Annotated in this window: 11 protein-coding genes; 7 read left to right on the top strand and 4 right to left on the bottom strand. The window is 40.4% G+C overall.

What is annotated here, in order from left to right:
* Positions 1 to 207 precede the first annotated feature (207 nt).
* Positions 208 to 486 (top strand): hypothetical protein, encoded by a 279-nt coding sequence (locus IPO83_17685; GenBank protein MBK9733087.1) that lies wholly within the window; start codon positions 208 to 210, stop codon positions 484 to 486.
* 129 nt (positions 487 to 615) lie between these two features.
* Here IPO83_17685 and IPO83_17680 read toward each other — a convergent pair whose 3' ends face one another.
* The gene (locus tag IPO83_17680) at positions 616 to 2,223 is read right to left on the bottom strand and encodes a peptide chain release factor 3 (protein MBK9733086.1); all 1,608 of its coding nucleotides are present in this window, start codon (positions 2,221 to 2,223) and stop codon (positions 616 to 618) included.
* A gap of 179 nt (positions 2,224 to 2,402) precedes the next feature.
* Here IPO83_17680 and IPO83_17675 point away from each other — a divergent pair, with 179 nt between their 5' ends.
* Together IPO83_17675 and IPO83_17670 are read left to right on the top strand one after the other, a co-directional pair.
* Positions 2,403 to 3,977, top strand: coding sequence for a T9SS type A sorting domain-containing protein (locus IPO83_17675; GenBank protein MBK9733085.1), 1,575 nt, complete (start codon positions 2,403 to 2,405; stop codon positions 3,975 to 3,977).
* A 156-nt stretch (positions 3,978 to 4,133) separates the two neighbouring features.
* On the top strand, positions 4,134 to 5,210 hold the full coding sequence (locus IPO83_17670) for a PA0069 family radical SAM protein (protein ID MBK9733084.1): 1,077 nt from the start codon (positions 4,134 to 4,136) through the stop codon (positions 5,208 to 5,210).
* Between the two features lie 11 nt (positions 5,211 to 5,221).
* Here the strand turns inward: IPO83_17670 and IPO83_17665 are convergent, their stop codons facing one another.
* Both IPO83_17665 and IPO83_17660 read right to left on the bottom strand, forming a co-directional pair.
* Entirely contained in the window at positions 5,222 to 5,737 is a 516-nt protein-coding gene (locus tag IPO83_17665; protein ID MBK9733083.1) for a GNAT family N-acetyltransferase, read from the bottom strand.
* Positions 5,738 to 5,741: 4 nt separating this feature from the next.
* Complete coding sequence (locus IPO83_17660; protein MBK9733082.1) at positions 5,742 to 6,071, bottom strand: tRNA-binding protein; 330 nt, start codon at positions 6,069 to 6,071, stop codon at positions 5,742 to 5,744.
* Positions 6,072 to 6,221: 150 nt separating this feature from the next.
* Here IPO83_17660 and xth point away from each other — a divergent pair, with 150 nt between their 5' ends.
* From xth to IPO83_17645, 3 genes are all read left to right on the top strand, one after another.
* Positions 6,222 to 6,986 (top strand): exodeoxyribonuclease III, encoded by a 765-nt coding sequence (gene xth, locus IPO83_17655; protein MBK9733081.1) that lies wholly within the window; start codon positions 6,222 to 6,224, stop codon positions 6,984 to 6,986.
* A 143-nt stretch (positions 6,987 to 7,129) separates the two neighbouring features.
* Positions 7,130 to 7,738 carry a sigma-70 family RNA polymerase sigma factor gene (locus IPO83_17650; GenBank protein MBK9733080.1) on the top strand — a complete coding sequence of 203 codons (609 nt, stop codon included), beginning with the start codon at positions 7,130 to 7,132 and terminating at the stop codon, positions 7,736 to 7,738.
* Entirely contained in the window at positions 7,722 to 8,900 is a 1,179-nt protein-coding gene (locus tag IPO83_17645; GenBank protein ID MBK9733079.1) for a hypothetical protein, read from the top strand. The genes IPO83_17650 and IPO83_17645 overlap by 17 nt, the downstream gene beginning before the upstream one ends.
* 189 nt (positions 8,901 to 9,089) lie before the next feature.
* On the opposite strand, the gene IPO83_17640 is transcribed toward IPO83_17645, so the two are convergent.
* On the bottom strand, positions 9,090 to 10,544 hold the full coding sequence (locus IPO83_17640; GenBank protein ID MBK9733078.1) for an amino acid permease: 1,455 nt from the start codon (positions 10,542 to 10,544) through the stop codon (positions 9,090 to 9,092).
* A gap of 239 nt (positions 10,545 to 10,783) precedes the next feature.
* Here IPO83_17640 and IPO83_17635 point away from each other — a divergent pair, with 239 nt between their 5' ends.
* Positions 10,784 to 11,497, top strand: coding sequence for a murein L,D-transpeptidase catalytic domain family protein (locus IPO83_17635; GenBank protein ID MBK9733077.1), 714 nt, complete (start codon positions 10,784 to 10,786; stop codon positions 11,495 to 11,497).
* The last annotated feature ends 19 nt before the right edge of the window (positions 11,498 to 11,516 follow it).

Here is an 11,516-nt window from a genome sequence, read left to right as displayed (position 1 = left end):
TAAGTCATCTGAATCGAACATAAATGTTGTGTAAAAGTTAAATACGCTGTCGTTTAGCACTTCGGCTTCGCTCAGTGTAAGCGCAGCCGAAGAGTGGCCCCTGAGTTTAGCCGAAGGGTAAGCGCATCAACAAAATCCTAATGAGCATTGAATGATTTTTAAAAGTTAGCATGAATTCATTAAATTTCACGGTTAAATTTCTCCACCATGGACATTCCACTTGTAGAAAAAGAAGAATTAGCAACGTATCATTTCATACAATATGAGGTATTAAATAGTCAGTATGAAATTGAACTCCGGAAAATATTACTGGAAGAAGCCATGCTATTGGGTAACGGAGAAAAACACAAAGTGAGAATCATCTTGGAATGTTCAGAGGGACTTCGTATGGTAGAAACCACTGTATGGGATACAAGTGACTCGCATATTGAATTGAAAGGAGGAATTGATATTCCGATCTCCTGCATCCGGGAAGTGTTGATTTGAAGAGTAGTGAGTAGTGAGAAAGTCGTGAGTTCTTAGTCCTTAGTCGTTAGAGTCATTGGGTCATTCGTCATTCGTCATGAGTCGTTACTTCTGCATTGGCACATTGGCACATCAAACCATTGGCACATCCTAATTCTTAATTCCCACTTCCCCTTCCGTTTTAAATTCACTTGTGGTATGAAACGTAATATCAGGATTCGCTTCTTTCGTAACTCTTAATAACCATTCTGAAGGCGCAAGAAAAACGAGGTGTTGGTCCTTATCGTTAAACACATTTTGTGACTTAAAGCGGATAAATTCATCGAGCTTTTTCTTATCACCGGAAGTAATCCAGCAAGCCTTGTGAATGTCTTTTGGAATAAATTCACAGGAAGCACCATATTCATTTTTAAGACGATACTGAATCACTTCGAACTGCAGATCGCCTACAACGCCCACCACTTTCTTGCTGCCATGTTGCTGATAAAATAGCTGCGCAACGCCTTCTTCTGTTAACTGCTCGATGCCTTTTTCCAGTTGTTTCGTCTTCATCGGATCGCGGTTGATAAGTTCTTTGAATATTTCCGGAGAGAAACTGGGAATACCTCTGAACTGTAATACCTCACCTTCTGATAAAGAATCACCAATCTTAAAATTCCCTGTGTCATATAAGCCAATCACATCGCCCGGAAATGCTTCTTCAATAATATTTCTTTCTGATGCAAGGAATGTTGCAGGACTGCTGAACTTCAGCTCCTTCTTTAACCTGCAATGATAAATGTATTTGTTGCGCTCAAATTTTCCCGATACGATTCTAACAAACGCAATTCTGTTGCGGTGCTTGGGATCAATGTTCGCATGTATCTTAAAAACAAATCCGGTAAAAGCTTCTTCTTCAGGGTGTACCACTCTTTTATCCGTTTCACGGCTTTGAGGCGTTGGTGCAATACGGATAAATGTGTCCAGCAATTCTTTTACGCCAAAATTATTACGTGCACTTCCGAAAAATACTGGTGCAATGTTCGCCGCTAAATAATCTTCAACATCAAAATCAGGATATACGCCGCTGAGTAAATGTGCATCTTCCCGCAATTGCGACGCATCACGAGGTACTATTTCATCCAGGAGTTGATCTTCAAGGTTATTAATTTCTACGCGGTCTTTTTCAATGGTTTGTTTTTCCGGTTGAAAAAGCTGAAGTGTTTTATCGTACAAATTGTAGACGCCTTTAAATTCAGAACCTTTGTTAACAGGCCAGCTTAGCGGCTGAACCCTGATGTCCAGTTTCTTTTCAAGCTCATCGAGTAAATCAAACGGATCACGTCCTTCCAGGTCCATTTTATTGATGAACACAATTACAGGTGTCTTGCGCATTCTGCAAACTTCCATCAACCTTTCTGTTTGCGTTTCCACACCTTTTACAGAATCAATCACCAAAATCACACTGTCCACGGCGGTAAGTGTCCGGTAGGTATCTTCCGCAAAGTCTTTGTGACCCGGTGTATCAAGCAGGTTAATCAGCGTTTGGTTGTATTCAAAGGTCATTACAGAGGTAGCTACGGAAATACCTCGCTGACGCTCAATTTCCATAAAATCGGAAGTAGCTGCCCGTTTGATCTTATTGGATTTTACCGCACCTGCCACTTGTATTGCACCCCCGTAGAGCAAAAACTTTTCAGTGAGCGTGGTTTTTCCTGCATCAGGGTGACTGATGATGGCAAATGTTCTTCTGCGGGCTAATTCTTCAGTTAGTTTCATAAATCAAGGACCGCAAAGTTATTCAAACAATTATTCTATACCTTATCAATAACTGCCATCGTATGGCCTTTTAAATTAGTGGCTGAATTATTAATGTGACCTTTTCATGGGTAAATAATACATCTCAAAGTGGGTTTTGAAATTTATAACTAACTTTTCGGCTTAAATAAATAAACAGTATGAATTCTTTTTATCGGTTAGCAGGTAGTTTTTTGTTACTGGCAGTGATACCTTTTGCAGCGTTTTGTCAGTATGGTGTTCCTGACGCAACTTTTGGAATTAATGGAAGTTCGCTGGTTGATATCAGCGGATTTTCTGACGATATCACTGGTGTCATCATGCAGCCGGATGGCAAAATAGTAATGAGCGGATCAGCCCAATACACTGACCCTGATGGAGGAACTTCAGTTCTTATTCCTATCATCTGCCGTTTTAATACGGACGGTTCTCCCGATACCAGTTTCAATTCGAAGGCATTTATAGCTTTAACTGCGCCAACATTCGCGAATTCTTATTTCACGGATTTACAATTGGAGAGCAGTGGTAAGTTATTGTTTTTTGGAAGCCGCAAGTCCGATTTTTTTATTGTGCGTGTATTGCCTGACGGCACCGTTGACAATACATTTGCTGATAATGGAAAAGCAGTAACTGATATAAATAGTTCTTATGATCTCGCACATGGATTCATCATTCAGCCGGACGAAAAGATGGTTTGTGTAGGACAAACACTTGTTGATAATATTTTAAAGCCCATTATTTTGCGCTATAAGCCCGATGGTACACTGGATTCTACATTTGGTACATCAACAGGTTATACCATAATCCAGGAAATTGCAAATTTTGGCAATTTCATTGATGTAGTGCAGCAACCTGCTGATGGAAAGTTTATTGCAGCCGGTTACTACATGGATCCTGTAACTGATCTTAATTGGTTTTACCTGGCAAGGTTTAATAACGATGGTTCAGTCGACAGCACTTTCGACAGCGATGGCATCGTAACGCTGGACTTTGGGACCGGTACCAATCAGTTTCTTACAAAAATCGCTTTACAGACTGACGGAAAGATTATTGCAGTCGGCAAAGTATATACCTTATCATCCAGTGCCTGTGTCGCGCGTTTCAATCCGGATGGTTCCTTAGATGCTACCTTCCAGGGAGGAGGCAAGCAAATGTTGCCATGGGGCATAACTTCAAGCAGTGCCACATCCTGCCTGATTCAGCCCGATGATAAGATTGTGCTCACCGGTTATGCTTCAAATGTTTCTTCCGATGAATCCTTTATCATGATGCGTATGCTGAGCTCAGGTGCTCCTGACAATACATTCGGCAGCAATGGAATTGCGGAAAATAATTTCGGATCAAATGCCGCTATTGCAACCTGTTCTACCATTCAATCAGATGGTAAGTTGATTGCGGGAGGATACAATGGACAAGATGCCATGATTGCACGCTATTCGGGTTTATTTATTGGAATTGGTTCCGTTAAATCGCCTGGTTTTTCATTTCAGTTATTTCCGAATCCCGCTTCCACATTCACATCAGTAATCTGTGATATTGAGCAACCTGCCAATGTTTCCATTTCACTTTGTAATGCTTTAGGTGTTACGGTAGCTCCTTTGTATAACGGATTTCTTCCTAAAGGAAAACAAAACCTCGCGATTTCAATTCCTGCAAACATAGCGGACGGCATTTACTATTGCCGCATTCAATCTGCTTCATCACAAGCTATGCTGCCTTTTGAAATATTGAAGTGACACAGATGAATTATTTGCAGTCCTGTTTTTTGGAATAGATAATAGCTGCATGATGATTGTTATCGCATATAGACTGTGGTAACAATACCGGATAATTATTTCAATTGGTTTTATTTGAAATTGTTTGCTACTTTATTGATACTGAATAAGGCGACAATGCAATCAATTGAAAATAACGAAGATTATTTTAAAGGACGTGGCGCGCAAATAAAACCACGTAACAAATACCTGAAGCACGAATATGTTGCAGAACATAAAGAAGGATTGGATGAGCCATTAATCTCTAATCCGCTGACAAAGGTGTTTATGGAACATCCGAAAAAAATCCTGAATAAGGTGGAAAGCCCTGATCTGGGAATGGCATTTTCCATGAATCCATACCAGGGCTGCGAACATGGCTGCATTTATTGCTATGCAAGAAATACGCATACTTATTGGGGGTTTAACGCAGGGCTCGATTTTGAAAGTCGCATCATTGCCAAACCATCAGCACCGGAATTGTTGGATAAGGAATTACAAAACAAGAAGCACATTGCACAGTCAATCATGCTGTCCGGAAATACCGATTGCTATCAGCCGCTTGAACGTAAGCTTCAGATTACACGGCGCATGCTCGAAGTATTATTGAAACACAGGCATCCGGTCGGCATCATCACTAAAAATGCACTGATCCTGCGTGATCTCGATATACTTACAAAAATGGCGGAGTTGCGTTTAGTTTCCGTCACGATTTCTATCACAACACTCAACGAAAAATTGAGGCTGCTGATGGAACCGCGAACGGCAACAGCGAAACGCAGGATAGAAACCGTTCGGATATTGGCGTCAAATGGCATTCCGGTGAATGTGAATGTCGCGCCAATTATTCCATTCATCAACAGCGATGAAATCCCGGAAATTCTGGAGCGCGTTTCTGAAGCAGGAGCACTGTCGGCTCACTACACAATGGTTCGGTTAAATGGTGATGTAGCAATAATTTTTACAGACTGGATTCATAAGAATTTTCCTGATCGTGCTGAAAAAGTACTGCAGCATATCCGTTCGCTGCATGGTGGAAATTTGAACGACAGCCGCTTTGGTGTTCGCATGAAAGGTGAAGGCGAAGTGGCAGAATCGATCCGTCAGCTTTTTACCGTTTCAAAAAGAAAATATTTTGCAGGCAAAGTGTTTCCTGAATTGGATTATACATTGTTTGATAACAGTGAAAAAAAATCTCAGTTGAGTTTGTTCTGATAACTATAAATTTAAACCAGTGTTGGCTTGCTTAACAGAAAACGAAATTCATCCATAACCACGCCATTTTTAAGCACATGGTTTTTCAATACAATCTCCAGCTTAAATCCGCATTTTTTCAGTACTCGCACGGATATTTTATTAGTTTCAAATACACAGGCGAGCATTTTGTTTACAGGAAATGTTTTAAAAGTGTAAGCCACCATTTGATTCACCGCTTCACTGATGATTCCCTGATTCCAATAATTTTCTGCCAGCCAGTAACCAAGTTCGGCATTCATGTTTTCCGCATCTTTTAATAGCACAATGCCGATTGCTCCAACAGCAAAATCATTAATTGCTATCGCGAAATTGGTTGAAGGTGCTATTGATTTGTTTTTCTCAATCCAAATTTTTGCATCTTCAGGAGTATAAGGTTGAGGTAATGAATCACGCAGATTTTTGCTTATGTTTTTATTGTTGAGAGCATTCACCAATGAATCAACATCATCGTCTCGCCATTCCCGCAATGTAAATACCGTAGTCATGCTTTCAGCCGATTCTCCATCCGTTTTGTGCTGTTCTTTCCGGTCGAATCAAGATGACATCTTTGTTTTCTCCCACAACGCCCAATACCAGGCATTCAGAATAGAAATTGGCAATTTGTTTTGGCGGAAAATTTAATACTGCAATAACCTGTGTATGTATCAACTCTTCTTTTGTATAAAGCGCAGTAAGTTGGGCTGATGATTTTCTGAATCCAAGTGTACCGAAATCAATGGTAAGTTGATATGATGGATTTCTGGCTTCCGGAAAATCATGAACTCCTACAATCGTTCCCACCCGTATTTCTATTTTTTCAAAATCATTCCACGTAATCATGTATTGGCTTAATTGGAAAGTTAATAAAGTGAATCCGGGCAGTTTGAAATTTTATTATTTTTGAATCCCTTGAATTTTTGACGGTTGCTCTGCAGCGTTCAAAATTAAAATTCTTCAACCTAAAATAATAAAAGCATGTCAGGTAACAAGATGCGAATACTTTGCTGGAATGTGAATGGAATACGGGCCGCATGGAAAAAAGGATTTCCAGATTGGTTTTCAGCGGAAGCACCTGATATTCTTTGTCTGCAGGAAACGAAAGCAAATGTCGATCAGCTTGACCATGAAATAGTAAATTTTGAAGATTATAAGAGTTATTTTAATTCGGCGGAGAAGAAAGGATATTCCGGTGTGGCTATTTATACGCAACAGGAACCTTTGAGCGTGCAGAATGGATTAAGCAATTCTTTGTTTGACGGCGAAGGCCGCGTGATTGAAATGGAGTTTGAAAAATTTGTATTGTTCAATGTTTATTTTCCGAACGGTGGGAGAGGACCGGAGCGGGTGAAATACAAACTTGATTTTTATGACGCACTCTTTCAACGGGCAGAACAGTTACGATCACAGCAAAAGAATATTATTATTTGCGGTGATTATAACACAGCGCATAAGGAAATTGACCTTGCCCGTCCAAAAGAAAATGCCAACACAAGCGGCTTTCTGTTAGAAGAGCGTCTCTGGATGGATAAAATTGTGGAGATGGGTTACATAGATACATTCAGAGAATTCAACCAGCAACCGGATTGTTATACTTATTGGGACCAGATAACCCGGGCCCGTGAACGAAACGTAGGTTGGAGAATTGATTATTTCTTTGTTTCAAAAGAAGCAAGAGGAATGGTAACCAATGCAAGAATTCATGCCGATGTAATGGGAAGCGACCATTGCCCGATTGAACTGCAGTTAACGTTATGAGTTTTGGTTTTCTATTTTCTGACTCCCCATTTATTGGTTGATAAAACAAGTATTATTGGATATTCTCTTTTTACGAAATTGCCAATGTCAACCGTTCGTTCGGGCAACTAAAGGATGGTGTAGGTCGTTTGTGTTTCTTTGTTTTGAACTTTCATTTCAATTTGAGCATTCTTCCAAATATTAAATCAGTAAGTGATCCTGAACTGATTGCTGAATATCGTGAGAGCGGTAACAATAGATACGTGGGTGAATTGTACGAAAGATACACTCACCTTGTATATGGTGTTTGCATGAAGTACCTGGAGAACACCGAAGACAGCCGTGATGCTACCATTGAAATCTTTGTGAAATTGCTGGACGACCTGAAAAAGCACGAAGTCGAAAATTTCAAAGGCTGGTTATATAGTGTAGCGAAGAATTATTGTCTGATGAAGTTCAGAAAGGACAAAGGCAGAATTGAAAATCGGCCGGAACTACAGGAAGAACTCATTGCGGTTATGGAATGGGATGCAAACATGCATCTTGATAGCGAACAGAAGAATGAAGAGGAGCTGGATACTGTAGAAAAGGCAGTCTTGCAATTACCCCCCGAACAAAGGTTGTGCATTGAGCTTTTCTACCTTCAGGAAAAAAGTTATCAGCAGGTGATGGAAGAAACAGGATTTGATTTTAAACAGGTGAAAAGTTTTATTCAGAATGGAAAGCGGAACTTAAAGAACCTGATAAACAAGCAATATGAAGCCAAAGTCTGATAACATATTTGCTGATCACCAGGGTGATGTGCCGCAGGATGTCTTGTTACGGTATGTCAATGGCTTTGCATCTCCGGAAGAGTCGCGTTGGGTAGAAGAGAAAATGGCTGACGATCCTTTTCTGTCGGATGCTGTGGACGGCATGATGAAAATAAACAATCCCGGAAAGGCGCAACAGGATTTGAAAGTGATTCATGAAGTAATCAGGAAAAAGTCAAACGCGAATTCTCGTGTAATCAGTTTGCAAAACAGATGGCTGCAACTTGCCGCTGCATTGGTGATTCTGATGAGTAGCATCTGGTTCATTAACAATAACCTGAATAAATCCGCCGAGAAAATATTTACCAATGAGTTTAAGCCGTATCCTTCGCCGTCAACACTTAACGAACCAACGGTTCTTTCAGATGCAAGTGTAAAAGAGGAACAGAAAAGTGCCTTCAGCGATTCCATTGTTGTTTCGAAAAACAAGGCAATCGTCACTACAAAGGAACCTGCCGCAGCGAACCAAAATCAAAATACGGAATCGGAGAGAGCTGAAGAGGTACAATCAGTACCTGATTTAACACTTTACAAAGATGACGTAAAATCAGAGACAGCTCTCTCTGAGGAAGACATTCAGGACAAGACGATAGTTTTCGAAAATAAAAAAATTGCCAGTGACAATTCTATTGTTCCACCATCATCTAAAGCTGTTCCCAATAGTCAGCAATTTGTTGAGCAACCTGCATCAACCTTAAGTTCTGTTGAAGGCATAAGCAGTTCGAATGATCCGAACGATGGTTATGCCATTGCAAGACAGCGTGAATTAGATGAAATAAAAACCAATATGAAAGCAGCGCTTGATTATTATCATGCAACTGATTATGTGGAAGCTATCAATGGATTCGAAAAGGTATTAAAGGAAGACAATAACAATGACGCAGCTAATTTTTATGCAGGTGTAAGTTACCTGGCAATTAGCAATGCTGATGCTGCGCTTGGTAAATTGAAGAAACTCGACAATAAGAAAAACGGTTCCTATTATGAAGCTGCGCTCTGGTATGAATCGCTGGCTTACGTACAGAAAGGGGATAAGAGGACTGCTACTGCCATTCTGCAAAAGTTGATAAACCTGAATGGAGAACATCGCGTGGAAGCGGAAGCGTTGCTGAAAAAACTTTGAGAGAATTAGGAATTAGGAATTAATTTGGGACGTATAAGATAGGATTTTGCAACAAAACTAAAGACTACTAACGACCAGGGACTCCGGACTAAGGACTTACAACGGGAAGGTGGTAAACAATTTAAACAATATAAACCCGAAACATTTCAAACAATTTAACTCCTAAACATTTCAAAACCTCATCCCTCCTTATGTCGCGGAACGCTTAAACAAATAATAAGCAGGCACTCCCAATGCCACAATAAAAAATCCAGGCCAGGTATACTGCGGCTTATAGACAAGCAAAATTCCGCAAATCAGGCAAATCATCCCAATATAAATGAGGGGTAAAACAGGATAACCGAATGCTTTATAATCGCGGGGCATATCAGGCATTTTTCTGCGCAGTATAAAGATTCCTGCAATTGTAAAAATGTAAAACAAAAGAACTGCAAAAACCACATAGTCTAGCAGATTACCGTAAGTTCCTGATAAGCAAAGCAGGCAGGCCCAGATGGAAGCAAAGATGGTTGCAACTGCCGGAACACCATTGCTGTTCAATCTTCCCATGCTATTGAAAAACAATTTGTCTTCCGCCATTTTATAAAACATCCTTGGTGCTGTCAATATCAATCCATTCAAACAACTGAAGGTGGAAAGCATGATCAATGCTGCCACCATCAAAACAGCAGTATGACCTGCCATGGCATCCGCTGCCGCCACACCAACACGATCATCTGTTGCAAACTGTATTCCGCGCTCAAATACTACACGTGTTGCTTCTCCTGGAACACCTTCCAGTGGAAGATTTGTGAGATACACAACATTCAGCAACAAGTAGATCAACGAAACCAGGCCCACACCAATCGCCATACTCAGCGGAATATTTCTCTTTGGATTCACCACTTCATCTCCGGTGAAGGTAATTCCGTTCCAGGCATCCATTGAAAACATGCTGCCCACCATGGCAGAGGCAATCGCAACAATGATAGCCCAACCACTGATGGGAATTCGATCTATCAATTGGTTGTTTTCCACCACCACTTTTTTTGCATCCCACATGTGCGTAAAATTTAGCATGATGGCGTCACTGTTACTTACAAAAATTCCAATGGCAATCAACCCAAACAAGGCAAGGATTTTTGTGCCACTGAAAAAAGTCTGGATCCATTTACCATATCGTACTCCCTGAATATTTACATAAGTAAGCAATGCAATGACGAGAATTGCCAGCACTTGTTGGGTGGTAATTTGCAATAAACCAAGATCAGCAATAACATTACCCGGTCCAAAAAATGGAATAAATACACCGGTAAATTTAGAGAAAGCAACGGCCACCGCGGCCATAGTTCCTGTTTGTATCACGAGAAAATAGGTCCAGCCATAAAGAAAACCCATCATCGGATTATAGGCTTCGCGAAGAAATACATATTGACCACCTGCTTTTGGAAACATGCTGGTCAGTTCACCATAACACAAGGCGGCAATAACAGTTAGAAATCCCGATAATGCCCAAACTAAAAGTAAATATCCTGAAGAGCCCACATTGCGCGCGATGTCTGCACTCACAATAAAAATCCCGGAACCGATCATCGTTCCGGCTACGAGCATTACTCCGTCTATCAATTTAATTTCTCTTCTGAAAGTACCTTGTGTTTGTTCCATCTGTTTCTTATATGATGGGAGTAAATGTAGAAATTTAGGATAAAGAAAAATAAGACCGCTTTTCCGTTCCCTCGGTTTTTTTTGTTTTTACGGATTGTAACACTTTAATTTGCACGAATCTGATGGTACCTTAATACTAAGGTTGTAGAAACAAAATCAAGACAGGATTTTTTGCGGCTAATGATTCCCTTACAGTTTGTGTTGATTTCCTTTTGATGAATCTATCAAGCGAATACCAAATGAAAATTTTGCGTTCTCTCTTTTTCTTACTGTTACTTCCCTGTTTCACTTTATTGTTTTCTTTCCTTCCGGGAAGCAAAGCGGTAATGGAAACTTCAACGATTGATAGCCTCGTCAGTTACAGTTCAGAACTTTATAAATCAACAGATCTTCTTAGCCGCGGATTGTCATTCGATGCATGGAGTCTTGCTTTGAAAGGACGTAATAAATTGCAGGAAGAAGGTCGTTTATCTCAAAGTAATATCATCGCCATTGCCGACTTCAGTCAATCTTCCTGCAAAAAAAGATTGTATGTGATTGACCTCGATCAGCGGAAAATTTTGTTTCAAACCTATGTGGCACATGGCAGAAATACAGGAGAGGATTTTGCGCAAACATTTTCGAATCAACCTTCTTCCTATAAATCAAGTCTTGGTTTTTATACTACACTCGAAACTTATTCGGGCGAACATGGTTTATCGCTTCGGTTGATGGGAGTGGAGCCTGGTATTAACAACAATGCGTTTGACCGTGCAATTGTAATGCACGGCGCCGATTATGTATGTGCCGATTTTATAAGAGAAAACGGAAGACTTGGAAGAAGCCAGGGCTGTCCAGCTGTTCCGGTAGCAGAGTGTTCAGGCATTGTGAATAGCTTGAAAAACGGTTCCTGCCTGTTTATATATTTTCCTGATAAAAACTATTTGGCTGCTTCTCAACTATTGAATAATTAGAATTTCCCGGATCTGTTAC

It is taken from the genome of Chitinophagaceae bacterium, assembly GCA_016717285.1.
GTDB lineage: Bacteria > Bacteroidota > Bacteroidia > Chitinophagales > UBA10324 > JACCZZ01.
The sequence above is the reverse complement of the archived record's forward strand: the minus strand, read 5'-3'. Positions and strand labels throughout refer to the sequence as shown.

Bases quoted from the DNA above. Each gene is read 5' to 3' on its own strand.
- IPO83_17665 (MBK9733083.1), bottom strand. From the start codon at position 5,737: ATGACTACGGTATTTACATTGCGGGAATGGCGAGACGATGATGTTGAT.
- IPO83_17660 (MBK9733082.1), bottom strand. From the start codon at position 6,071: ATGATTACGTGGAATGATTTTGAAAAAATAGAAATACGGGTGGGAACG.
- IPO83_17645 (MBK9733079.1), top strand. From the start codon at position 7,722: ATGAAGCCAAAGTCTGATAACATATTTGCTGATCACCAGGGTGATGTG.
- IPO83_17685 (MBK9733087.1), top strand. From the start codon at position 208: ATGGACATTCCACTTGTAGAAAAAGAAGAATTAGCAACGTATCATTTC.
- IPO83_17635 (MBK9733077.1), top strand. From the start codon at position 10,784: ATGAAAATTTTGCGTTCTCTCTTTTTCTTACTGTTACTTCCCTGTTTC.
- IPO83_17680 (MBK9733086.1), bottom strand. From the start codon at position 2,223: ATGAAACTAACTGAAGAATTAGCCCGCAGAAGAACATTTGCCATCATC.
- IPO83_17640 (MBK9733078.1), bottom strand. From the start codon at position 10,544: ATGGAACAAACACAAGGTACTTTCAGAAGAGAAATTAAATTGATAGAC.
- xth (MBK9733081.1), top strand. From the start codon at position 6,222: ATGCGAATACTTTGCTGGAATGTGAATGGAATACGGGCCGCATGGAAA.
- IPO83_17675 (MBK9733085.1), top strand. From the start codon at position 2,403: ATGAATTCTTTTTATCGGTTAGCAGGTAGTTTTTTGTTACTGGCAGTG.
- IPO83_17670 (MBK9733084.1), top strand. From the start codon at position 4,134: ATGCAATCAATTGAAAATAACGAAGATTATTTTAAAGGACGTGGCGCG.